The following is a 23,461-nucleotide window of genomic DNA, read 5'->3' on the forward strand; positions in this document are numbered from 1 at the left end:
GTGCCGCGAATGACTCATTCGGGACGTCGGAGGTCCCGAATGAGTCATTCGCGACGTTCGAGCCGCTGCCGTACCCGGCCGGGGCGTGGCTCAGCCGGAAGCGGACTGGTGGCGGGCGGCTTCGCGGGCGATGTCGATGCGCGAATGCACCCCCAATTTGGTCAGGATGTGCGAGACGTGCGTGCCCACCGTGCGCGGCGACAGGTAGAGCCGGGCCGCGATCTGCGGGTTCGACAGGCCCTCCACCACCAGCGCCGCGATCCGGCCCTCCGTCGGCGTCAAGCTGTCCCAGCCGTGCGTGGCCTCACGGTGTTTCACCTTCGGCCCGCGGCGGATGCCCAAGGCGCGGAACAGGGCGCGCAGCCTCGCCACGTCCCATTGGGCGTCCAGCTCCGCGTACAGGTCGATGGCGCGGATGAACGCCGCCCGCGCCGAACCGCGGTCCTCCGGCCGGGCTTCGGCGAAGGCCAGTGCGGCCGCCTCCAAGGCTTTGGCCTGGGACAGCGGGCGGCCCGCGTCCGCGTAGCCGTCGGCGGCTCGCAGCAACGTCGTCCCGTCGCGCTCGAGCAGGCCGCGGCAGTACAGGGCCAGCGCGCGGCGGTGCGGGACCGCCGAGTCGGCGGCGATGCCGCGGGCCCGGGCCTCGATCTCCGCCGCGGTCTGCACGTCGCCGATCGTCATCGCCAGGCGGGCGGCGTCGCCGAGGCGCTCCTCCCCCGCGTCTTCGCCGGCCGGTACCGCCGTCAGCACGGCGAGCGCCCGGTCCGGCGCGCCCGCGTGCTCGAAGGCGAGGCTGCGGGCGCGGACCAGGGATTCCACCACCTCGTCACCGACGCGTTCGGAATGCAGTGCCGCGACGTCGAGGTGGCGGCGGGCCGCGGCCGACTCGTCGCGGTGGAAGTGGATGATCGCGGCGACGCCGTGGTCGCAGCACACCACGCCCGGGTCCTTGTGGTCGTCCGGCACGACGTCCACCTCGGCCAGCGCGTCGTCCCACCGGCCGGCGCCCAGCATCAGCTGCCCGATCGCGCTCTGGACCTGCGTCAGCCGCGCCTCGCTGCCGGTGCGCTCGGCCAGGTCGCGCGCCTGCCCGGCCGCGGTGAGCGCGTCGGCGTAGCGGTCGAGCGCGCCGTAGGTGACCGACTGGTTGATGCGCAGCAGCAAGGTGAGTTCGATGAGCGTGGGGTCGCCCCGCACGACGGCGATCGCGCGCTCGAACAGCGGCAGCGCGGCGGCCCACTCGCCCCGCGCCATCGCGCACTGGCTCAGCACGTGCAACGCCCACCCCGTCGCCCAGCGGTCTTCGGCTTCGCCGAGCTCCGCCAGTGCCGCGGAGGCGGCCCGGCCGGCCGCGTCGATCTCGCCTTGGACGCGCCGGATCCGCGCGATGAGCACCAGCAACCGCGCCCGGTGCCGGGCCTGCAGCCCCGGCTGGTTCAGCGCCTCGTTGAGCGCGGGCAGGGACTCGGCGGCGCGGCCGGCCGTCCCGCGGCTCTGCACGACCGTCGTGTGCAGGTCGACGCGCACGTCCGGGTCGCGGACGCGATCCAAGGCGCGGCAGGCGATCCGCTCGGCCTGGGCCACGTTGCCGACCCGGTAGTAGGCGTCGGCCAGCCGGCAGGCCAGCGCGCCGGTCACCGCGTCGTCGAGGGGCGCGTCCCGCACCGCCCGTCTCAGCAGCGCGACGGCGACCACCGGCGCCTGGCCGATCAGCGGCATGGCCACCTTCAGCAGCCACCGCACGGCCCAGTCCGGGACCGGCACACGAGTGTCCGTTGTGGACACCATGGGCAGCAGCTGCCGCGCCACCCGCTCGACCGGCGCGCTCGCCTCGGCCAGTGCCCACGCGGCCGACTGGTGCCAGGCGACGCGGACCGCCGTCGGCATCTCGTCGTACAACGCCGTGCGGATCAGCGGGTGCCGGAACTCCAGGTCGTCGCCCGCCGCCACCAGGACGCCGGCGGCGCGGGCCTCGTCGAGGGCGGGCAGCAGCTCGGCGAGCGAAGAGTTCGTCACGGTCATCAGGTCCGCGACCGAGAACCCGACACCGAGCAGCGCCGCCGTCCGCAGCACTTCCCGCGCCGGCTCGGTGAGGAAGCCCAGCCGGTCCGCGATCGCCTCCGGCAGCGAGTCCGGCGTGGCCGCGCCGGTCAGCTCCGCGATCCCCGCGTGGTCGACCTCCAGGCAGGAACTCCTGGTCAGCGCGTCGACGAGTTCGGTGAGGTACAACGGATTCCCGGCGGCCCCGGCGGCGAGTTCCTCCAACCGGGCCCCCGGTTTGCCGCCGGCCAGCGCGGCGACCAGCTCGAGCACGGCCGGTTCCGCGAGCCGGGTCAGCCGCAGCCGCTCGGCCGGGCGGACGATCCGGAAGAGCGAGCGCAGGTCGTCGCGGCGCGGTACCGGCCGCAGCACGCCGATCAGCAGCAGCGGGAGCTGCCGGACCAGGCGGGCGAGCCGGCTCCACACCGCCACCGTCGTGCTGTCCGCCCACTGCAGCTCGTCGACGACCAGCACGGCCGGGCCGTCCTGGCACAGCTGGTCCACCAGCGCGATCAGCTGCTCGGCGGCCGCGGCGGCGAGGTCGGCGCCCTTGCCGGCGACGGCGCCGCCGCCCAGCAGCTCGTAAACGGCGTCACGACGGGGATCCCGCGTGGCCGGGGTGATCTCCAGTGCGTCCAGCAGCGGCAGCAGCGGCAGGGCCTGCCCGAGCTCGTCGCCGGCGCCCCAGTACACCTGGCAGCCCGCGTCGGTGGCGGCCACGCAGGCGGACCGGACCAGCGCGGACTTGCCGATGCCGGGCTCGCCGTCGACCAGCACGGCGCGGCCGCGGCCCGCGGCGACGTCCCGGATCCACGCGACCAGCCGGGACAGCTCGCTGTCCCGGCCGACCAGTAGCTCCGTACCGTCCGTAAGCGGTCGCACACGGGGGATTTTAGAAGTAAAACCTGTTCCCCAACAAGAGGACCACTTGGCCAGCCCGGAACGCCGGCCGGTCGTCCGGCGTTCCCGGCGCGTAAACCTCCCATTCGGCAAATGCGCCGATTCGTGATCCGGGCGTGATTCACCCGGCCGGGCGCGCCGGATCTCCGGCCCCGGAACCGCAGGTCACCGGCGGTGCGGGTGGTCCGGACAAGCCGCGGGACGGCCCGGCGGGCGGCCGACGAATCCCTTGTGTCGCAGCCCGTTGACAACGCTTCCACGGACAGGTGAACTTCGCCCGCGCCGGCCGGCCACTGCCGGCGAGGCGGCACCATCGACGATTTCGACACCTTCGCGGCTATTACCTGCGTTAGCAGACAACGGCGCGAAAACCCCGCCGCCGAGTTCGATTTCGGCGCGGCAACTACACCGGGTTCGCGGTCCCGGGATATGGCAGTCGATCTGTTGTTTCCGCTTTGCCGGTGCCCCTCCGGCCACGTTTTTCGCACTCCGTCCACACCTTCGTCGAGTCTCGCGGCGAGCGCTCGGTGACCGCGGAGAGCGCAAGATCGTCGATCTAGTATTCGTGCCGCCATTGTGGTGAATTCCCCGATCCGGCGGCATCACGCATTGTCAAGGGCTGCCGGGATCCCTACAGTTGCCCGCCTGACGCCGGGGAGTGAATCACGGACCTTCCTTGGAGCCGGTACATCAACTGTCATCTCCTTCGAGGAGCAGACCTTGTTCGGAATAGTCAGGACCAATGCCCGTTTTCGCGCCGCACTCGCTCTCGCGGTCGTCACGGTCGTAACCGGTTGCGGCGCGCTCGGCGCGACCGGCTCGAGCACGTCGTCGAGCGGCAGCGGGCTGGAGAAGTCGGCGCTGAAGGTCTCGATCCTGCCCACCACCGACCTCGCACCGTTCTGGCTGGCCCAGGACGAGGGCTACTTCCAGGCCGAGGGACTCTCCGTCGAGTCCGTCATCGCCGCCAGCGGCCAGGCCTCGTTGTCGAAGTCGATCTCGGGCGACGTCGACATCGCGTTCTCGACCTACCCGCCGTTCTTCACCGCCCGCAGCACCGGCGCCGCCGACATGCAGCTGGTCGCCGACGCGACGTCGGTCAACGCCAAGTCCAACGCGATCGTCACGGTCCCGAATTCGCCGGTGAAAACAATCACCGACCTGGCCACCGCGAAGATCGCCATCACGGCCAAGAACACCGCTTCGGATCTCCTCACCCGTTCGATCATGCAAGATCACAACGTCGATTTCAGCAAGGTGAAATGGGTGCTCATCCCGCTGCCCAACATCGCCGCGGCGCTGCAGCAGGGCCAGGCCGACGCCGCGTACCTGCCGGAGCCCTACATCACGCAGGCCGCCAAGACGGCCGGCGCGATCCCGGTGATCGACATCAACAGCGGCGCGACCCAGGACTTCCCGCTGACCGGCTACGGTGCGACGCGGAAGTGGGTGAAGGAGAACCCGAAGACCCTGGCCGCGTTCCAGCGCGCCATGCAGAAGGCGACGCACGACGCCCTGTTCGACCGCGCCAAGGTCGAGCCACTGCTGGTGCGGTTCGCCAAGATCGACGAGGACACCGCCAAGCTGCTCACCCTGCCGGGCTACGGCGCGGTCCTGGATTCCCGCCGCCTGCAACGGGTTCCCGACCTGCTGCTGCAGCTCGGCGCGATCCCGTCGCCGATCGACGTCAACTCGATGATCGGCCCCCAGGCCGGTAGGTGAGCGGAGGTGCCGCGCTAGCCGAGGCTCTCGTAGGGATCGGCGGGCGGCGCGACGGGCCGGGCCCGGCCGACGTCGACGAACGGGATGGTGCCGCCGTTGACCGGGTCCGTGGCCTGCCGGCCGGTGTACGCGCCGGTGACCTCCAGCCACGCATCGGGCGGCAGCACCGGCGGAACGCGGCCGGTCAGGCCGACCTTCACCGGCTGGGCGTCGGCCGCGCAGCAGTTCAGCAGCATCCGGACCAGGTACGGCGTGCCGTCGCGGTCGAAGGCCACGAACCCGGTGATCGTGACGGTCCGGCCGGCCAGCGACCGGCCGTGGTCGTAGACCGCGCGGTCCGCGTAGTCGATCATCGTCAGGCGGACGGGGTTGCCGTCCGGGAGCGGGGCGAGGATCCGCGGCGCCGTCACCGCCGTGCCGGCGCGCATCGCGCTGTAGGACCCCAAAGCCGGTGGTGCGGCGAGGATCAGCGCGAACACCGGCAGCACCAGCAGCCACGAAACGCGCGGCGCCGGATGCCCGCCCGGGCGCCGCCGGGCGTACCAGGCGGTCGCGACGGCCGCGACCACCAGCACCGCGCCCGCGGCCAGCACCAGCGGTTGCAGGCCGGCCTTGACGTACCGCAGGTACAGCCCGGTGAGGCCGGCGTGCAGCAGGACGCCGCCGACCAGGAACAGCAGGATCGCCTGCACGGTCCGGTTCACCGCAGCACCGCCCCGGTCACGACCGCGGCCGCCACGGCCACGACGAAGGTCACCGGCGCGAACCGCAGCGCGAACCCGCGGCCGAACGTGGCGGCCTGCATGCCGAACAGCTTGAGGTCGATCATCGGGCCGACGACCAGGAAGGCCAGCCGTGCCGTCGGTGAGAACTGCGTCAGCGACGAAGCGACGAACGCGTCGGCCTCCGAGCAGATCGACAGGAGCACCGCGAGGGCCGACAGGGCCAGGACCGCGACGACCGGGTGGCCGGCCGCGGCGTGCAGCCAGGAGGCGGGCACCACGGCCTTCAGGGTCGCGGCGGCCATCGCGCCGCCGACGAGGAACCCGCCCGCGTGCATGACGTCGTGCCGCACCGATCCCCAGAACGCCTCTCCCCGGCCGCCGCCCGCGCCGTGGTCGTGCGCGCGGGGCCGCAGCCAGTCCGGACGGCCGAGCCGCTGCCACAGCCAGCCCATCACGCACGACGCCGCGAGGCTCGCGGCGAACCGGGCGACGACCATCCGCGGCTGGCCGGGGAAGGCGACCGCCGTCGCGGTCAGCACCACCGGGTTGATCGCGGGTGCCGACAGCAGGAACGCCACCGCGGCCGACGGCTGCACGCCGCCGCGCACCAGCGCCCCGGCCACGGGCACCGACGCGCATTCGCAGCCGGGCAGGACCGCCCCGGCCAGCCCGGCGGCCGGCACCGCCAGCAACGGCCGTTTCGGCAGCACGCGCGTGAAGAACGACGGCGGCACGAAGACCGCGAGCCCGGCCGAGAGCAGCACGCCGAGGACGAGGAACGGCAGCGCCTGGACGATTACCGCCACGAACACCGTCATCCAGCTCTGCATGACCGGGGTGGACAACAGGCGCCGAACCGGGCCCTGCGCCAGGAACCCGGCCAACAGGACCAACGTCAGGACGAGCACCGGATCGACGTTCCAGCCCGGCGTTTCGCCCGGGTTCCGGCGTTCTTCGATGGCAGCCAACGGCGATCTCCCGTACTTCCGCTCCACACCCGCCCCTCTACACGGGCCGGGGAGGCGTCCGGTTCACCAGCGGCAGTGACCACTGTGGACTCCAGCGACGGACGCCGGCAGCGACCGCAGCGGGCGTCGATCGCCCCCGTTGCCGTGGCTCCCCAAACCTGAACGTGACTTTGTTTCATGTTTGGCTTACGCTGAGCCGATGACCCAGGACAGCGCGCTCCTGCAGGCCGAGCGGCGGGCCGTCGTCGCCGCCTGTCACGACCTGGCCGGCGCCGGGCTGCTGATCGGCACCGCCGGCAACGTCAGCGTGCGCGCCGGGGAGCACGTCGCCGTGACCGCCACCGGCGTCGTGCTCGGGCGGGCCACCGCGGACCAGGTCACCGTCGTCGACCTCGACGGGACCGTGGTCGCCGGGGACCTCGCGCCGACCTCGGAACTCGAACTGCACCTCGGGATCTACCGCCGCTCCGGCGCCGCCGCGGTCGTGCACACCCACTCGCCGCAGGCCACCGCCGTGTCGCTCGTGCTCGACGAACTCCCGTGCGTGCACTACCAGCAGCTCCTGCTCGGCGGGGCCATCCGCGTCGCACCCTTCGCCGTCTTCGGCAGCGACGAGCTCGCCGAGCACGTCTGGACCGCGCTGGACGGCAAGTCGGCGGCGCTGATGGCCAACCACGGCGCCGTCGTGCACGGCCCGACGCTGCAGGCCGCGGTGGACAACGCGCTGCTGCTCGAGTGGGCCTGCGAGCTCTACCGGAACGCCGCCGCGATCGGCACCCCCCGGACCCTGGACGCCGCCCAGCAGACCGCGGTGGCCGAAGCCGCGCTGCGACGCGGTTACGGCAGCACCAAACGGATCGAGGAGGATCGGTGACGCAAACGGTGATCACGCTCGGCGCGCACGTGTTCGACGTGCAGGTCCGGCCGGTCGAGGCCATCCCGGACGGGCAGGGCGCCGCCCTGGTCGAGCAGATCCGCTTCGGCCCGGCCGGCACCGCCGCCGGCACCGCGCTGACGCTGGCGAAGCTCGGCGCGACCGTCCGCACCGCCGGCGCGATCGGCACCGACCCCATCGGCGACCTGCTGCTGGCCATGCTCGCCAAGTTCGGGATCGACACGTCCCTGGTCGTCCGCCGCGAAGCCGTGCAGACCTCGGCGTCGGTGCTGCCCATCCGCCCGGACGGCAGCCGTCCGGCCTTCCACGTCCCCGGCGCGAACCTCACCTACGGTCCCGACGACATCGCCGAAGCCGAAGTCGCCCGGGCGACCCATCTGCACCTCGGCGCGCCCGAGCTGATGGGCGGGGACAACGCGGCGAAGATCCTTTCCCCCGCGCGGGCGGCCGGCGTGGTCACCTCGGCCGACCTGCTCGCCCCGGGCGACCCCGGCGTCCTCGCCTGGATCGCGCCGGCCCTGCCGCACCTCGACTACCTGCTGCCCAACGCACAGCAGGTCCTCGGGCTCACCGGCGCCGACACCCTCGAAGACGGCGCTCGCGCGCTGATCACCCACGGCGTCGGCTGCGTCGCCGTCACCCGGGACGCCCGCGGCGCCCTGGTGATCACGGCGGACGAGGTGATCGCCGTCCCCGCGTTCGCGGTCGACGTCGTCGACACCACCGGCTGCGGGGACGCCTTCTCCGCCGGTTTCCTCCGCGGCGTCGGTCTCGGCCGGTCCCCGCGGGACGCCGCCGTGCTCGGCTCCGCCGCCGCGGCCCTGGTCGCCCAGGGCCTGGGCAGCGACCACGGCGAGTTCGACCTGGCCGCCGCCGACGCCTTCGCCGCGGCCACGCCGACGCTGGAGGCCGCCGATGCGCCGCACTGACGTCGTCGTGGTCGGCGCGGGCCTGGCCGGGCTCACCACCGCCCGCGAGCTGACCGCGGCCGGCCGGGACGTCGTCGTCCTGGAGGCCCGCGACCGGGTCGGCGGCCGCACCCTGAACCACGACCTCGGCGACGGCAAGGTGGTCGAGGCGGGCGGGCAGTTCGCCGGCCCCACCCAGGACCACGTCCTCGCGCTGGCCAAGCAGGTCGGCGTCGAGACGTTCCCCGCCCACACCCGGGGAGCGTCGGTCTACGTCCACGGCGACCGGGCCCGCCGGTACCGCGGCGACATCCCGCCCGATCCCCTGGCCCTGCCCGATCTCGGCATCGCCATGCGGCGGATCGACCAGCTGGCCCGGAAGATCCCCCTCGACGCGCCGTGGCGCGCCCCCAAGGCGCGGGCGTGGGACAGCGTGACGTTCGAAAGCTGGCTCCGGCACACCACGGCCGGCACCGGCGCGCTCGACCTGGTCAACGTGCTGCTCGGCTCGGCCTTCGGCGGCAGTGCCGCCGACACCTCCCTGCTCTACAGCCTCTGGTACATCGCGGGGTTCGGCAACGAAACCACGCCCGGCACGCTGGAACGCGGCATCGGCGTCACCGGCGGCGCGCAGGAATCCCGCTTCGCCGGCGGCTCCCAGCTGATCTCGCAGCGCATCGCCGAGGAGCTCGACGGCCGCGTGGTGCTCGGCGCCCCGGTGCGGGCGATCGAGCAGGACGCGGGCTCGGTGACCGTCAAGTCCGATGTGGACACCTGGCACGCGCGGCACGTCGTCGTCGCCGTCCCGCCCGCGCTGGCCACCCGGATCTCCTGGCGCCCGCTGCTGCCACCGCAGCAGGACGCGCTGTTCTCCCGGATGGCCTTCGGCGCGCTGATGAAGTGCGAAGCCGTCTACCCCGAGCCGTTCTGGCGCGCCGACGGGCTCAACGGCCAGGCCGTGTTCCGGCACCCCTCCCCGATCTGCTCCATGTTCGACAACTCCCCGCCCGACGGCGAACCCGGTGTCCTCATGGGTTTCCTCGGCGGCCCGCAGTGGCACCTCTGGGCGGCCCGGCCGCCCCGCGAACGACGTGCCGCCGTCCTGCGCGCCTTCGCCGCCGCCGTCGGGAAGCCCGCGCTGCGGCCGGTGGAGTACTTCGAACAGGACTGGGTCGGCGAAGAATGGACCCGCGGCGGGCCGACGTCCGTGCCCGGGACCGGCGTGCTGACCGAGCTCGGCCCCTGGCGCGACCGGCCGTTCGGCCGGGTGCACTGGGCGGGCGCCGAGCACTCCGACCACTGGAACGGATACCTGGACGGCGCGGTCCGCTCCGGCGAGACCGCCGCCCGCGCCGTCCTCGGCCACGGGTGAAGGGGACGTTGGTGCGCGACTACACCGTTTCCGAGCAGGCGATCATCCCCCACCCGGTCCGGCGGGTGTGGGACGTGATCTCCGCGACCCACCGCTACGCCGAGTGGGTCCCGACGGTCCTGGAGGTGACCGACCACCACGGCACCGCGAAGCTCGGCCGGACCTACCGCGAGCACAACAAGTCGCTCGGCCCGCTGACCACCCGGTCCGTCTGGACGGTCCGCGAGATCGAGCCCCTGGCCCGCCGGGTCGACACGGGCGTCGGCTTCGCGCCGCTTCAGGACCTGACCAACGTGTTCGAGTTCGAGCCGATCATCCGCGGCGACGGGTCGGAGAGCACGCTGATGACGTACGCGGTCCAGTACCGCCTCGGCCTGGGGCCGCTCGGGCCGCTGGTGCACCGCATCGTCGCGGCGGGCCTGCGGGCCGACATGACGCGGGCGATGGACAACCTCGCCGACGTCATCCTCGCCGAGGGGGTGCCCTCCTAGGGCCGGCCGTGCAACCCGGGGGCCGGCCCGTTCCGTCTTCGGGGCAACGGACCGAAGGAGGCATCCCATGCGAAGGCTGTCCGCGCTCTCCGGCGTGCTCGTCGTCGCCCTGAGCGCCGTGGCCTGCGGCGCCGACGCCCGGCCCGCGTCGGCCGACCCGCTGTGCGCCGCCTCCTACGAACCCCGCGAACTCGTCGTCAGCGGGCCGCTGTACCCGCCGTTGCCCGGCCCGGCGGACGGCACGCGCGGTGAAGACCGCAGCACCGACGCGGCCGCGATCAAGAAGGTCGCCGCCGCGGCGTGCGAGCTGCCGGAAGCGCCGGCCGACCCGGTCTGCACGGCGGACCTGGGACCGAGCTACCGGCTGCGGTTCACCGACACCCGGAACCGGACCACGACCCTCACCGCGGCCGCGTTCGGCTGCCGGTTCGTCGAAGGACTCGGAACCAAGCGGGTCGACGCGCGGCCGCTCTGGGACGCGCTGGCCGCGGCCGGCCTGCCCGCGCCGCGGGGCCGCTGAACCCACCATCCACATCGGACACACACCGGACCAGCGCGGACAGTGGTCCGGCTACGAAAGGGCACCGTCGAGGGCCGTCCGTACCCGACCCGGCCCGCGGGATGTTGACCCCGCCGGACCACGTACCTACCGTCCGGGCACCGTTTCCGCTTTCGAGGAGGTGCCATGCTGTCGAGGCGTACGTTCGTCACCAGCCTGGTCGCCGCCGCGGCGAGCACGCCGCTGTGGTCCGCCGTCACCGCGCCGGGCGCCCGCGCCGCCGCGGCCCTGCCGTTGACGCTCAAGAACAATTCGGGCAGCGGCACCGTCTACGCCTACATCAGCGGCGCGGACACCGCGGGCCGCCCCGGCTTCGTCACGGCCGACGGGCGGTTCCAGCCGCTGGCCAACCCGTCGGCGCCGGTGACGCCGATCCCCGACTACGCGATTCCGCTCGGCGGATCGGGTTCCCAGGTCACCGTGACGCTGACCGACTACCTCATCGGCGGCCGGGTGTGGTTCTCGGTCGGCAAGAAGATCCAGTTCTTCGTCAACCCCGGCCCCGGTCTGGTGCAGCCCGGGTTCGCCACCGCGGACCCGAACTGGCAGACGAACTGGACGTTCTGCGAGTTCACCTACAACAGCGCGAACCTCTACGCGAACATCAGCTACGTCGACATGGTGGCGCTGCCGGTTTCGATGGCCACCACCGGCGCGGCGGGCGCGCAGTCGGTCAGCCCGCTGCCCAACGGCGCCCTCGGCAGCATCGCGGACGGCCTGCGCGCGCAGCACAACGCCGACGGCGCGCCGTGGGACCGGCTGGTCGTCACCGACGGCTCCGGCCAGGTCGTGCGCGTGCTCGCCCCCGGCCACTCCCCGGTCGACTTCGGCGGCTACTGGACCAACTACCTCAACGCCGTCTGGGACCACTACCGCACGACGCCGCTGACGATCAACGGCCAAGGCGGTATCGGCTCCTACACCGGCACGGTCAGCGGGGACGCGATCGTGTTCGCCGGCCTGAACACCAATGGCGTGCCGTTCACCAAGCCGAGCGCGGCGGACATCTTCGGCTGCGCGAGCGGGCCGCTGTACAACTCGGGCAGCGACGCCCGCGGCGCGGTCGCCGCCCGGCTGGCCGCCGCCCTGAACCGCAGCAGCCTGCTGGTGGCCGGCGGCAACAACCAGCCCGACGGCGTCCCGCCTTCGCAGTACTACCGCGACGCCACCACGAACCACTACGCGCGCCTGGTGCACCAGTACGCGTCGATCGGCTACGCCTTCCCGTACGACGACGTCGGCCCGACCGGCGCCCAGCCGGTCGACGGCCACCTCCAGGACCCGGCCCCGACGTCCTGGACGGTCGCGCTCGGCCCGGGCGCGGGCGGTGGCACCACCCCGCCCGGCTCGGGCGGCACGAGCGCGTACTCGACGATCCAGGCGGAGGCCTACAACGCCCAGAACGGCACCCAGAACGAGTCGTGCGCCGACACCGGCGGCGGCGTGGACGTCGGCTGGATCGCCGACGGCGACTGGCTGAAGTACGCCCGCGTCGACTTCGGGCCGAGCACGCCGCACCAGTTCGTCGCCCGCCTCGCGTCGGGCGCGGCGGCCGGTGTCAGCGGCGCCATCCGGGCCCGCCTGGACAGCGTGACGGGCCCGGTGATCGCGGAAATCGACTTCGCGAACAACGGCGGCTGGCAGCAGTGGCAGACGGTGCCGGCCAACATCGTCGCGTCCGCCACCGGCGTCCACGACCTCTACCTGACCTTCTCCGGGAGTTCGGCGGACTTCGTCAACGTCAACTGGTTCACCTTCACCCGCTAGGTGTATTCGGCCAGGACATTGGCAGCGGAAGGGGCTCGGGTTGACGTGGGAAGAGCCTCCGGTCGAGGTGTGGCTTGTCCAGGAGCCGTCTCGACCGGAGGCTTTCGTGTCTCGCCGGCTGCGCTGGACGACTACATCCACTCCGAGATCCACCGGGACGAGAAAGGCCCGGCCTGCGCCGGCTTCCTCACCGGGGCGATCGCCTGCTTCGCCGTTACCCTCACCCGCTAAGCAGGCTCCGGGACGACGACGACCTTGCCGTGCACCCCGCCTTCGGCGGCGCGGGCGTGCAGGGCGGGCAAGCCGGCCAGGGGCACCCGTTCGGCGACGTCGATCCGCAGCTCGCCGTGGTCGACCAGGTCGACCAGCCGGGACAGCTGCTCGGCGTCGCTGCGGACGAACAGGTCGATGCCGCGGATGCCGCGCTCCTCGTCGGACGGGGCCGGCATCCACACCGTCGTGTTCACCAGGGCACCGCCCGGGCGGATCAGCGTCAGCAGCGCCGCCAGCCGCTCCGGGGTGATCGGGGCGAGGTTCAGCACGAGGTCGACCGGCTCGGTCACCACCGCCGCCACGTCGCCGGTGGTGCGGTCGACGGCGATCACCTCGGCACCGGCGTTTCCGGCCAGCTGCACCGCATACCCGCCGACCGCGCCCCGGGCGCCGTTGACCAGTACGCGCTGCCCGGCCGTCAGCTTGCCGTGGTCGAACAGGGCCTGGTACGCGGTCAGCCCCACCAGCGGCAACGCGGCGGCGTCGGCCAGCGGGACGTTCTCGGGCGCCCGGGTCAGCACGTCGGCCGGGGCCAGGACGTACTCCGCGGCGGCGCCGGGGCCGTCCATCGGCAGGAAGCCGATGACTGCGGTGCCGGTCTCCGGGCCGGTCACGCCCTCGCCCAGCGCGTCGACCGTGCCGGCGACGTCGATGCCGGGCGTGTGGGGCAGCGCGACCGGGATCGGCCCCTGCATGAACCCGCCGCGGATGTTGCCGTCGACGGGGTTGAACGACGTCGCCGCGACCCGGATCCGGACCTGCCCGGCCCCGGGGACGGGCCGGTCCACGTCCTCGTAGCGCAGGACGCCGGGATCGCCGTACTCGTGGAACCGCACTGCCTTCATCGGGTTGCTCGCCTTCGTCCGTGATCCACTTCGCCCCCAGGATCGCGGCCGCAGGCCGGTTCAGCCTGGGCCGGTTTGGCCCACCCTGACGACGGACGGCGGCCCGGCGGCGGCGACGACCTCGCCGAGCAGGGCCGCGTCGCGCGACCCGGGTGCCGCGGTGAGGACCACCGCCATCAGGTCGTCCCCCGGTACTTCCAGGAGGTTGCCGTCGAGGGTGAGGTCAGCGCCGTCGGGATGCCGGAACACGGCCCGGTTTTCGTACGTGCGCACCGGTTCGGGCGTCCGCCACAGGGTGTCGAACGACCGGCTCGTCGTGCGCAGCTCGTCGACGAGCCCGGCGAGGGAGGCGTCCCCGGGGTAGCGCAGGGCGGTGTCCCGCAGCCGGCCGGCGAGCATCGCCCGGAACGCGGCCGCGCGGTCGTCGTCCCGGCTGATCCCGCGGGGTGCGTTGCGGAAGGTGCGCCAGGCGACGTTCCAGTCCCGGGCGTGCCCGGTCGGGCCGCCGGCCTGCAGCGCGAACCACGCGCCGTTGACGGCGAGCACGTTCCAGGCCGCGTCGGCCAGGAAGGCCGGGGTGTGGGGGAACCGCTCCAGCAGCCGCACGGCCGCCGCCCCGGCCTCGCGCGGCACCTGCCCGTCGACCGCGGCGTACCCGGCCAGCGCGCAGAGCCGCTCGTAGTCCGCCCGCCCGAGCCGCAACGCGCCGGCGATGGCGGCCACCACCCCGGCCGACGGGTGGCGGCGCCCCTGCTCCAGCCGCCGCACGTAGTCCGCCGACACCCCGGCCAGCTCGGCGAGCTCCTCCCGCCGCAGCCCGCGGGTCCGCCGCCGTCCGGCCGGGAGCCCGGCAGCGGCGGGATCGGTGTTTTCGCGCAGCCGCCGCACCGCCGTGCCGAGTTCGTGCAAAGCCATGGCGCCAGGGTATCCGGTCGCCGGGCTCCTTTGTGGACAGTTCGGCGCGTGACCCGCCGCGCCGGGCCGGTGACGGCCGACCGGTCACGCGTGGCCGGTCCACGACCTGGTCTCCCGCCGCTTCCCCGGTCATCATGGAACTCGCGGCAGCGCAGGAAGGACGGGGAGGGCGATTGACCGAGCACTGGGGCGCACTGCTCCGCCGGCACCGGACCCGCGCGGGCTTCACCCAGGAACACCTGGCCGAAGCCGCCGGGGTGTCGATCCGGACCCTGCGGCGGTGGGAGACCGGCGACCGGGGGCACCCGCACGGGCCGTCCGTGCGGCGCGTCGCCCAGGTCCTGGACCTGTCGGCGAGCGAACGCGACCAGCTGCTCGCCCTGGCGGACGGCCCGGAGCCGCCGCCGGGGCGCGCCTTCGCACCGCCGCGGCTGCGCCCCTTCGATGCCGGGCTGTTCGTCGGCCGGACCGCGGAACTCGACGCCCTGACGGCGAAGCTGACCGGGCCCCGCAGCACCGGCATCGTCGTCGTCGACGGCCCGCGCGGCATCGGCAAGTCGTTCCTGGCACTGCGGTGGGCCGCCGCGCACACCACGGACTTCCCGGACGGCCTGCTCCACGCCGACCTGTGGGGCTCGCGAACCGACCTCGGTGCGCAGGCCCCGTCCGACGTGCTGCGCGACTTCCTCCTCTCGCTGGGCGTCACGCCCGCCGAAGTTCCGGGCGGCAGCGACGAGCGGGCCGCGCTCTACCGGAGCGTGGTGGCAGGCAAGCAGTTGCTCGTCGTGCTGGACGACGCCCGGGACTCCAACCAGGTGCAGCCCCTGCTGCCGGGGGCCGGCGCCGTCCTGATCACCAGCCGGCACCGGCTCAACAGCCTCGTCGTCAGGGCCGGCGCGGACAGCGTCACGCTCGCGCCGATGCCGGACACCGACGCGCGGGAGCTGCTCGCCGGTTCGATCGGGGCGCGCAGCGACGGCGCGGACGAGCTCCTGGAGTTCTGCGCCGGGCAACCCCTGGTGCTCAGCGCCGTCGCGGCCCGCGCGGCCGCGCACCCCGAACGCGACCTGCGCGCCCTGACCGAAGAACTCCGCGAGCTGGCGGCGGCGTCCCCGGCGCCGCACGACCGGACGTCCGGCCTCGCCGCCGTCCTGGGCGAGTACCACCCGGACGTCGAGCTGATGGAGCTGGGCTCCGACCTGATGACCCAGGCCCACCAGCTCAACGAACTGGGCCGGCCCGAGGAAGCGCTGTCGGCGCTCACCGACGCGGAGGCCGTCTTCCGGCAGCTGGACCGGCAGAGCCCGCGGTACTACCAGGCCGGGATGCTGGCCGAGTGCCTCATCACCAAGTCACTGCAGCTGCTCGGCCTCGGCTTCGCCGAGGAAGGGGTCAAGGCCAGTGCCGAGGCCGTGGCGCTGCGCCGCCCGCGGGACGACGGTCCCGGGCCTTCGATCCCGACCGGAGCCGCGCTGCGGATGCTGGCGAACGGCCTGAGCAACCACGCCGTGCTGCTGTGCACGGTGGGCCGCCCGGAGGAAGCCCTGGCGGCGCTGTCGGAGGTGGTCGAGCTGCGCAAGCGGTTCATCACCGGGAAGCAGGCCGGGCGGGCCGTGTCGGCGAGGGGGTGACACGGCCCGTCCGGCCACGGTGGACGGTGTCCGGGCTCAGCTCACCTGCAGGTCGATGCAGGCGTAGAAGGCGTTCGACGTGTCGGCGATGTTCCACACCGCCAGGACCGTCTGGCGGCCCGTGCGGTTGCCCAGGTTCACCTGGTGCGCGACCGTCGACGGCGGCTGCTGGTCGTTGCCGCTCACCTCCGCGATCTTCTGGCCGCCGATGAAGTACTGGTAGTTCGACGTGCGGTGGCGGGCGGTGAACGTCCAGTTGAAGGTCACCGTGCGGCCGACGTTCGCGGCGCGCCAGCCCTTGCCGTTGTCGTTGAGTTCGGCGAACTGGGCCACGCCGCCGTTGCAGGACCGCAGGCCCTTGGGCCCTTCGACGCTCTGGGGTTCGTACTGGATCTGCCCGCACTGGACGATGTGCTGGGCGCACTGCGCCTGCCGGCTGGCGGGCGAGCTGACGTAGCCGTGCGCGCTCGCGATCCCGGCGGGGTTGAGCACCACCAGCACCGGGGCCAGGAGGGTGCCCACGGCGGCCGCGACCAGTTTGCGATTCATCCCAAGCTCCTTCGGGGACAGGCTCGCCTCCCCGCCGCCGGGCACGGCGAAACCGCGGCCCCGGCCTCGCTGGGAGGTCCGCCGCGACGGGAAGGGTTACGAGCGAAGGAAAATTGTGGTCTAGACCATACGTCGAAACGTTACTCAGGTCAACGGCTGGCAAAGTCAGGGCCAATGTTGGTAAGGCGCCAACTGTCACCCGGTGTTCCGTTGAGCGGGACCGGGCCCGCCGGACCGGCGGTGGGCCGCGAGGCGCGTGCCTCTAGGATCACGCCGGTGACCACCTACGACGACACCTTCGAGCACCTCGACCCCTCGGCCCTGCCGGAGCGGCAGCAGCGGATCCTGGTCGCGATCCGGGACTGGGTGGTCCAGCACGGCTACTCCCCCAGCACGCGCGAAATCGGCGAGGCCGTCGGCCTGCAGTCGACGTCGTCGGTCTCGAAGCACCTGGCCAGCCTCGAAGACAAGGGCTTCCTGCGCCGCGGCACCGGAGTGTCGCGCCCGATCGACGTGCGCGCGTTCCTGAACGGCACGGCGGCCGCCGAAGACGGCGATTCGGTGCCGGTGCCCGTCGTCGGCGACATCGCGGCCGGCACGCCGATCTCGGCGGTCGAGCACACCGACGACGTCCTCAAGCTGCCCCGCGACCTCACCGGCCGCGGCACGGTGTTCGGCCTGCGCGTCCGCGGCGACTCGATGATCGACGCGGCCATCTGCGACGGCGACATCGTCGTGGTCAAGCAGCAGTCCGAGGCCCACTCGGGCCAGATCGTCGCGGCGATGATCGACGAAGAGGCGACGGTCAAGGTCTACCGCCGCCGCGACGGCCACGTGTACCTCGAGCCCCGCAACCCGGCCTACGACGTCATCGACGGCGACCGCGCGGTGATCCTCGGCGCGGTGGTGTCGGTGCTGCGGAGCGTCTGACTCACCAGGTGACGGGCAGCTCGTACACGCCGTACACCGACCCGTCGTGCTTGAACGGGATCTTCTCGACGTCGGTGGCCAGCGACAGCGTCGGGATCCGCCGGTACAGCGTGCTGTAGACGACCTGCAGCTCCAGCCGGGCCAGCGGCTGGCCGAGGCACTGGTGGACGCCGAAGCCGAAGGCCACGTGGCGGTGCGCGTCGCGGGTCAGGTCCAGCCGGTCGCCGTCCGGGAAGACCTCCGGGTCCCGGTTGGCGATGTCGTTCGCCATGATCAGGCCCTCGCCCGCGCGGACGGTCTGCCCGGCGATCTCGATGTCTTCCAGCGCGACGCGGCGGCGTCCGTTGTGCGTGATGTTCAGGTAGCGCAGCAGTTCCTCGACCGCCGACGCGACCAGCGCCGGGTCGTCGGACTCGCGCAGCAGCGCCAGCTGGTCCGGGTGCTCCAGCAGGGCCAGGGTGCCGAGCGCGATCATGTTCGCCGTCGTTTCGTGGCCGGCGATCAGCAGCAGGACGCCCATCTGCGCCGCCTCGACCCGAGTCAGCTCCCCCGCCGCGACGCGCGCGGCCAGTCCGGACAGCAGGTCGTCTCCCGGGTTTTCGAGCTTCGATCCCACCAGCTCGTCGAGGTAGCCGATCAGCGCCCGGTGCCCGGCGGCCCGCTCCTCCGGCCGGGCGTCCCGGCGGATGATGACCTTGCTGTTCTCCTGGAAGAAGTCGTGATCGGCGTACGGGACACCCAGCAGCTCGCAGATCACCAGGGACGGCACCGGCAGCGCGAACGCCTCGACCAGGTCCACCGGTTTCGGCCCGGCCAGCAGCTCGTCGATCAGGTCGTCGACGATCTTCTGCACCGCCGGGCGCATCGCGGCGACCCGGCGGATGGTGAACGGCGCCGTCACCATCTTGCGCAGCCGCGCGTGCTCGGGGTTGTCCATCAGGATGAAGCTGATGCCGGTGCCGCCCTTCGGCAGCGGCGCGGGGCTCGGGTACCCGGGCCGCGTGATGTCGGCGCTGATCCGGGGATCGGCGAGCAGCGACCGCTGGTCGGCGTAGCGGGTCACCAGCCACGGCGTGCTGCCGTCCCACAGCCGGACGCGGGCGAGCGGGCGCTCCTCCTGCAACGCGCGGGCGGCCGGCGGCGGGTCGAACGGGCAGCCCGCGGCCCGGGTCATCGGGAACTCGGGGATCTCGGTCGTCGTCATCGTTCCTCCGCCGTCGCCGTCAGTTCGTGATCAGTCAACCGAAGACTGCTAGGCTAAGTCAAGCGACTGATTTAATTCAACGTCCTGGGAGGACCCACCCGTGTCCGATCCGTCCAGAGCCGCCGGGGAGGCGTCGCCGCGCGCGAACCTCGTCGTCGCGGTCCTCGCCCTCGCGGGCATCACCGTCTCGCTGATGCAGACGCTGGTCATCCCGCTGATCCCGGCACTGCCCGGGCTGCTGCACGCCTCCGCGGCCGACGCCACCTGGGCCATCACCGCCACCCTGCTCGCGGGCGCGGTGGCGACGCCGACCATGGGCCGGCTCGGCGACATGTACGGGAAACGGCGGATGCTGCTGATCAGCCTCGGCGCGCTGGTCGCGGGCTCGACGATCGGCGCGCTCTCCGACAGCCTGGTGCCGATGGTCGCCGGGCGGACGCTGCAGGGCCTGGCCGCCGGCGTCATCCCGCTCGGGATCAGCATCATGCGCGACGAGCTGCCGGCCGAGCGGCTCGGTTCCGCCACGGCGCTGATGAGCGCGTCGCTCGGCGTCGGCGGCGCGCTGGGCCTGCCCGCGGCGGCGCTGCTGGCCGAAAACGCCGACTGGCACGCGCTCTTCTGGACCGCGGCCGGGCTCGGCGTGGTGGTGACGGCGCTGGTCGTCGCGCTGGTGCCGGAGTCGCCGGTGCGCACCGGCGGCCGGTTCGACGTGCCGGGCGCGGCGGGGCTCTCGATCGCGCTCGTGTGCTTGCTGCTGGCCATCTCGAAGGGCGCCGACTGGGGCTGGGGCAGTGCGGCGACGCTGGGCCTGTTCGCGGCCGCCGCCGTCGTCCTGTTCCTGTGGGGCCGCTGGGAGCTGCGGACCGCGCAGCCGCTGATGGACCTGCGGACGACCGCGCGGCGCCAGGTCCTGCTGACCAACATCGCCTCCGCGGTGTTCGGCTTCGCGATGTTCGCGATGTCTCTGGTCCTGCCGCAGCTGCTGCAGCTGCCGGCGGCCACCGGGTACGGCCTCGGGAAGTCGATGCTGGCGGTGGGCCTGGTGATGGCACCGTCGGGGCTGGTGATGATGGCGCTGGCCCCGGTGTCGGCCCGCATTTCGGCGACCCGCGGGCCGAAGACGACGCTGATGCTCGGCGCGGTGGTCGTCGCCGCGGGGTACGGCCTCGGCGTCGTGCTGATGAGCGCGACCTGGCACCTGGTGCTGATCTCGAGCATCATCGGCGCCGGGATCGGGCTCGCCTACGGGGCGATGCCCGCGCTGGTGATGGGGGCCGTGCCGGTGTCGGAGACCGCGGCCGCCAACAGCCTCAACACGCTGATGCGATCGATCGGGACGTCGGTGTCCAGCGCCACGGCCGGGCTGGTCCTGGCGAGGCTGACGATCTCGTTCGGGCCGGCGACCCTGCCGTCGCAGAACGGGTTCCGGCTCGTGCTGGGCATGGGTTCGGCGGCGGCGCTGATCGCGCTGGCCGTGGCGGCGTTCCTGCCGCGGCGGTCGCCGGTCGCCACCCGGGAGCCGGCCGTCGCGGCCGCGCGCTGACCGCGGCCCGGCCGGGCCACGACGGTCCGGCACCGACCTTGGGGAGCCTGGCATGACGAAGAACGCATTGGTGACGGGAGCTTCGCGGGGCATCGGGCGGGCGATCGCGCTGCGGCTGGCCGCGGACGGGGCGGTGGTCGCCGTGCACCACGGGGGCAACGAGGGCGCGGCCAAGGAAACCGTGTCACTGATCGAGGACGCCGGCGGGCACGCCTTCCCTGTGGCGGCCCGGTTCGGCGAGGCCGGCGCCGTCGAGCGGCTGGTGGACGCGGTGACCTCGGCATTCGGGGACGGTTTGGACATCCTCGTCAACAACGCGGGGATCAGCTCGCACAGCTCGATCGGGGAACTGACCGAGGAGGAGCTGGATCGGCTGCTGGCGGTGAACGTCAAAGCGCCGATGCTGCTCGTTGCTGCCGGTGCTGAACGAGGGTGGCCGGGTGGTGATGGTGGGGTCGATGGCCACGCGCATCGCCGTTCAGTCGCAGATCGGGTACACGGTGAGCAAAGCCGCGGTCGAGGCGTTGGCACCGACGCTCGCCAGCGAGCTCGGGCACCGGGGGATCACGGTCAACACTGTGGCACCCGGTCCAATCAGGACGGACATGACCGAGGCTGTCCTGGCGATTCCCGAGGCCGCCGCGGGTTTGGCGGCGATGACGGCACTGGGTCGGGTCGGGGACCCGGAGGACGTCGCCGAGGTGGTGGGATTTCTGGCCGGACCCGGAGGACAGTGGATCACCGGCCGGACCTTGGATGTGTCCGGAGGCACTTTTCTCGGCCCCATTTCGGTGGGGTGACCGGCTTCGCCGTGTCGTCCCTTCGATCACGCGTGTCGTCCCTCTGATCACGCGTGTTGACCCTTCAATCACGCGTGATGTCTCTCTGATCACGTGTGACGCCTTTGCGGCTTTGTTTGATCTCGTTTTTGAGGGTGCCTTGGGGACCTTCTGCCGGCCCGATCGCCGGATTGTTCAACGGCCGTCACGCCGCGTCAAGGCGGGAAAGCGTGCCTTGACCCGGCGTGCCGGCCGCTGATTCGGCTGCGTATCGGGTCGGCAGGGGGGTGTGGTCGTTGGCGGGCCTGGTTGGTTGGCCAGGCCCGGCGGGTTGGCGGCGGTTGGGTGATCGGCCTCGGTTGGTGGGCCGAGCCTGGTTGGTTGGCCGACCCGGCGGGTTAGCGGCAGTGGGGTGATCGGCCCCGCACGGCGGGCCGAGCCCGGTCGGCCCGCCGCGCCCGGTCAGCCAGGCGAGCCCGGTCAGCCAGGCGAGCCCGGTCAGCCAGGCTAGGCGGCCGCCGTCCCGGTCAGGTCCTTGCCGCCAAGCCGTCCAGGTGGAGGGTTCCGCCCGCGTGGTTCTCCGCCACGTACTCCGGGCCCTTCGTCACCAAGCGGGCTATCGCCGTTGCGTGGCCGTGGCCCAGGGCGTGTTCCTCCTTGAGCCAGGCCACGATCTCGCCCGTCTTGGTCAGGTTCTTGGCCGCCGCCAGCTCCAGGAAGCGGCGGGGGGTGATGCCCGTCTGCTTCTCCGCGTTGTCGAGGTAGGCCTGAAAAGACATGGTTACTCCCCAGTTGAGCCGAATGGAGCCGAGGTCGTCCTCGGGTTTCACCACCTTCTCACCGACAATTTTTTTTGTCAAGCCCGGGTCGCCACCACCGCCAACGTCGTGTACGGCAGCACGAAACTCCCGCCGAGGTCGTCGATCGCCGCGCCGACTTCGGACAACACCTCCGCCAACTCGGACGGCGGCAGACGGGTCAAGCCGCCCGTTGTCGGCAGGAAGTCGAGCCATTGCTCGCGCGTGTACGTCCGCTCCCACTCGAAGCTCCAGCGGTCCGGCGCACCGAGTACGTCCGCCCGCGCGATCGACTCGGCGAACCCCGTGAACATCACGTCGTAGACCTCCGCCACCGGGCGGGACTCCCCCGCGAACGGCGCACCCGGGATCACCCTGCGGCACGCCGTCGCCAAGGCCTCCGCCACCGGCGCGGGCGGCTGGAACACGTGCGCGAACACGGCCAGCAGCCCACCCGGCCGCAGGACGCTCGCCGCCTTGGCCGGGCCCGTCGCCGGGTCCACCCAGTGCCACGCCTGGCCGGCGATGACCGCGTCGAACGTCCGGCCCTTCGGTTGCCAGTCCTCGAACTTGGCCACCTCCACGTCGATTCCGCTGCCGCGGGCGAACTCCGCCATCCGGGCGTCGGGGTCGATGCCGAGCACCCGGCAGCCCGCGTCGCGGAACTGACGGGCCTCGATGCCCGTTCCGCAGCCGACGTCCAGGACGTCGATACCCGGACTGGCCTCGATGATCCGGTCCACCAGTTCGCGCGGGTACGCCGGGCGCGCTCGGTCGTAGCGTTCGACATCGGTTCCGAAGGACTCCGCCATTGCGCGGGCTTCGTGCGGTTGAGTGGGCATGTGCCCACTCTAATGGGCACTCGCCCACTAGGACAACCGGCGGGGGTACCGGAGAATGGGCACCATGCCGACCGGGGTCCACCTGCGCGATGTGCGCCAGCAGCTGTTCCACGCGGCCGAGCGGGTCCTCCTCCGCGCCGGGCCGAACGCTCTGACCAGCCGCGCCGTGACCACCGAGGCCGACGTCGCCAAGGGCGTCCTGCACCGGCACTTCAGCGACTTCGACGACTTCCTGGCCGAACTCGTCCGCGACCGCATCACCCGGCTGGCGGACCAGGACGCCCTCCTGCGAGCGTCCGCCGGCACCCGGACCGTCGCCGACAACCTCGTCGCCACGCTCGTCGAACTCTTCGACCCGATCACGGTCGCGCTGACGAGCCTGGTCTTCTTCCGCGACGAACTGCGGGCCCGCCTCCGCGAGCAACCCGGCCTGCCGATCCTGGCCGAGGCGCGGGACATGCTGACGAATTACCTGTCAGCCGAACGCGAACAGGGCCGCATCGCCGCGGACGCCGACGTGGACTCGCTCGCCTTGTCGTTGATCGGTGCGGCGCACCTGCTGTTCGCGGGCCGCCGCCGGGGAACCCTGCCCGACACCGGGGAATTGGCGAAAACGGTCCACACGGTCATCGCCGACGTCGTGCAGCGCCGCCTTCTGTGACCAAGCCGACAACGAAGAAGGCCCCGTCCGCGGACGGGGCCTTCTTCGTTGTGAAGTGGGCGATACTGGGATCGAACCAGTGACCTCTTCGGTGTGAACGAAGCGCTCTCCCCCTGAGCTAATCGCCCGGGTACGAACTTCCACG

At 72.6% G+C, this 23,461-nt stretch carries 20 protein-coding genes, 1 tRNA gene and 1 pseudogene; 12 read left to right on the forward strand and 10 right to left on the reverse strand.

Annotated elements, in window-relative coordinates; genetic code table 11:
* Nucleotides 1-90: 90 nt before the first annotated feature.
* Entirely contained in the window at nucleotides 91-2,922 is a 2,832-nt protein-coding gene (locus ACWDN5_RS37645; protein ID WP_310970028.1) for a helix-turn-helix transcriptional regulator, read from the reverse strand.
* A gap of 738 nt (nucleotides 2,923-3,660) precedes the next feature.
* Here ACWDN5_RS37645 and ACWDN5_RS37650 point away from each other — a divergent pair.
* The gene (locus ACWDN5_RS37650) at nucleotides 3,661-4,662 is read left to right on the forward strand and encodes an ABC transporter substrate-binding protein (protein WP_310970027.1); all 1,002 of its coding nucleotides are present in this window, start codon (nucleotides 3,661-3,663) and stop codon (nucleotides 4,660-4,662) included.
* 14 nt (nucleotides 4,663-4,676) lie between these two features.
* On the opposite strand, the gene ACWDN5_RS37655 is transcribed toward ACWDN5_RS37650, so the two are convergent.
* Both ACWDN5_RS37655 and ACWDN5_RS37660 read right to left on the reverse strand, forming a co-directional pair.
* Entirely contained in the window at nucleotides 4,677-5,366 is a 690-nt protein-coding gene (locus ACWDN5_RS37655; RefSeq protein WP_449679631.1) for a TIGR03943 family putative permease subunit, read from the reverse strand.
* The gene (locus tag ACWDN5_RS37660) at nucleotides 5,363-6,355 is read right to left on the reverse strand and encodes a permease (RefSeq protein ID WP_449679632.1); all 993 of its coding nucleotides are present in this window, start codon (nucleotides 6,353-6,355) and stop codon (nucleotides 5,363-5,365) included. The genes ACWDN5_RS37655 and ACWDN5_RS37660 overlap by 4 nt, the downstream gene beginning before the upstream one ends.
* Nucleotides 6,356-6,554: 199 nt before the next feature.
* Between ACWDN5_RS37660 and ACWDN5_RS37665 the strand changes: the two genes are divergently transcribed.
* From ACWDN5_RS37665 to ACWDN5_RS37690, 6 genes are all read left to right on the forward strand, one after another.
* A complete protein-coding gene (locus tag ACWDN5_RS37665; protein ID WP_449679633.1) occupies nucleotides 6,555-7,229 on the forward strand; it encodes a class II aldolase/adducin family protein in 675 nt (224 codons plus the stop codon).
* Nucleotides 7,226-8,179 (forward strand): carbohydrate kinase family protein, encoded by a 954-nt coding sequence (locus ACWDN5_RS37670; RefSeq protein WP_449679634.1) that lies wholly within the window; start codon nucleotides 7,226-7,228, stop codon nucleotides 8,177-8,179. Before ACWDN5_RS37665 ends, ACWDN5_RS37670 begins: the two co-directional genes overlap by 4 nt.
* Nucleotides 8,166-9,530 carry a flavin monoamine oxidase family protein gene (locus tag ACWDN5_RS37675; protein WP_449679635.1) on the forward strand — a complete coding sequence of 455 codons (1,365 nt, stop codon included), beginning with the start codon at nucleotides 8,166-8,168 and terminating at the stop codon, nucleotides 9,528-9,530. The genes ACWDN5_RS37670 and ACWDN5_RS37675 overlap by 14 nt, the downstream gene beginning before the upstream one ends.
* 11 nt (nucleotides 9,531-9,541) lie before the next feature.
* Complete coding sequence (locus ACWDN5_RS37680; RefSeq protein ID WP_449679636.1) at nucleotides 9,542-10,021, forward strand: SRPBCC family protein; 480 nt, start codon at nucleotides 9,542-9,544, stop codon at nucleotides 10,019-10,021.
* Between the two features lie 67 nt (nucleotides 10,022-10,088).
* The gene (locus ACWDN5_RS37685) at nucleotides 10,089-10,541 is read left to right on the forward strand and encodes a hypothetical protein (protein WP_449679637.1); all 453 of its coding nucleotides are present in this window, start codon (nucleotides 10,089-10,091) and stop codon (nucleotides 10,539-10,541) included.
* Nucleotides 10,542-10,706: 165 nt separating this feature from the next.
* Entirely contained in the window at nucleotides 10,707-12,347 is a 1,641-nt protein-coding gene (locus tag ACWDN5_RS37690) for a beta-1,3-glucanase family protein (RefSeq protein WP_449679638.1), read from the forward strand.
* 227 nt (nucleotides 12,348-12,574) lie between these two features.
* On the opposite strand, the gene ACWDN5_RS37695 is transcribed toward ACWDN5_RS37690, so the two are convergent.
* Complete coding sequence (locus tag ACWDN5_RS37695) at nucleotides 12,575-13,465, reverse strand: NADP-dependent oxidoreductase (RefSeq protein ID WP_449679639.1); 891 nt, start codon at nucleotides 13,463-13,465, stop codon at nucleotides 12,575-12,577.
* A 60-nt stretch (nucleotides 13,466-13,525) separates the two neighbouring features.
* Nucleotides 13,526-14,380: an MmyB family transcriptional regulator gene (locus ACWDN5_RS37700; RefSeq protein WP_449679640.1), complete on the reverse strand. Its 855-nt coding sequence runs from the start codon at nucleotides 14,378-14,380 to the stop codon at nucleotides 13,526-13,528.
* 173 nt (nucleotides 14,381-14,553) lie between these two features.
* Here ACWDN5_RS37700 and ACWDN5_RS37705 point away from each other — a divergent pair, with 173 nt between their 5' ends.
* Nucleotides 14,554-16,011, forward strand: coding sequence for a helix-turn-helix domain-containing protein (locus ACWDN5_RS37705; RefSeq protein ID WP_449679641.1), 1,458 nt, complete (start codon nucleotides 14,554-14,556; stop codon nucleotides 16,009-16,011).
* Nucleotides 16,012-16,047: 36 nt separating this feature from the next.
* Here the strand turns inward: ACWDN5_RS37705 and ACWDN5_RS37710 are convergent, their stop codons facing one another.
* On the reverse strand, nucleotides 16,048-16,560 hold the full coding sequence (locus tag ACWDN5_RS37710; RefSeq protein WP_449679642.1) for a lytic polysaccharide monooxygenase auxiliary activity family 9 protein: 513 nt from the start codon (nucleotides 16,558-16,560) through the stop codon (nucleotides 16,048-16,050).
* A 276-nt stretch (nucleotides 16,561-16,836) separates the two neighbouring features.
* Between ACWDN5_RS37710 and lexA the strand changes: the two genes are divergently transcribed.
* Entirely contained in the window at nucleotides 16,837-17,490 is a 654-nt protein-coding gene (gene lexA, locus ACWDN5_RS37715) for a transcriptional repressor LexA (protein ID WP_449679643.1), read from the forward strand.
* A 1-nt stretch (nucleotide 17,491) separates the two neighbouring features.
* Here the strand turns inward: lexA and ACWDN5_RS37720 are convergent, their stop codons facing one another.
* Nucleotides 17,492-18,694: a cytochrome P450 gene (locus ACWDN5_RS37720; protein WP_449679644.1), complete on the reverse strand. Its 1,203-nt coding sequence runs from the start codon at nucleotides 18,692-18,694 to the stop codon at nucleotides 17,492-17,494.
* Nucleotides 18,695-18,794: 100 nt separating this feature from the next.
* Here ACWDN5_RS37720 and ACWDN5_RS37725 point away from each other — a divergent pair, with 100 nt between their 5' ends.
* Together ACWDN5_RS37725 and ACWDN5_RS37730 are read left to right on the forward strand one after the other, a co-directional pair.
* Entirely contained in the window at nucleotides 18,795-20,237 is a 1,443-nt protein-coding gene (locus ACWDN5_RS37725; protein ID WP_449679645.1) for an MFS transporter, read from the forward strand.
* 52 nt (nucleotides 20,238-20,289) lie between these two features.
* A pseudogene (locus tag ACWDN5_RS37730) lies at nucleotides 20,290-21,037 on the forward strand (SDR family NAD(P)-dependent oxidoreductase).
* 506 nt (nucleotides 21,038-21,543) lie between these two features.
* Here ACWDN5_RS37730 and ACWDN5_RS37735 read toward each other — a convergent pair.
* Both ACWDN5_RS37735 and ACWDN5_RS37740 read right to left on the reverse strand, forming a co-directional pair.
* On the reverse strand, nucleotides 21,544-21,795 hold the full coding sequence (locus ACWDN5_RS37735; RefSeq protein ID WP_310970011.1) for a DUF4287 domain-containing protein: 252 nt from the start codon (nucleotides 21,793-21,795) through the stop codon (nucleotides 21,544-21,546).
* A 77-nt stretch (nucleotides 21,796-21,872) separates the two neighbouring features.
* Nucleotides 21,873-22,625, reverse strand: a complete 753-nt coding sequence (locus tag ACWDN5_RS37740) for a class I SAM-dependent methyltransferase (protein WP_449679647.1) — start codon at nucleotides 22,623-22,625, stop codon at nucleotides 21,873-21,875.
* A gap of 94 nt (nucleotides 22,626-22,719) precedes the next feature.
* Between ACWDN5_RS37740 and ACWDN5_RS37745 the strand changes: the two genes are divergently transcribed.
* Nucleotides 22,720-23,316: a TetR/AcrR family transcriptional regulator gene (locus ACWDN5_RS37745; protein ID WP_449679646.1), complete on the forward strand. Its 597-nt coding sequence runs from the start codon at nucleotides 22,720-22,722 to the stop codon at nucleotides 23,314-23,316.
* Between the two features lie 56 nt (nucleotides 23,317-23,372).
* On the opposite strand, the gene ACWDN5_RS37750 is transcribed toward ACWDN5_RS37745, so the two are convergent.
* A tRNA-Val gene (locus ACWDN5_RS37750) sits at nucleotides 23,373-23,444 on the reverse strand.
* Between the last annotated feature and the right edge of the window lie 17 nt (nucleotides 23,445-23,461).

This window comes from Amycolatopsis sp. NPDC003731 (assembly GCF_053586895.1).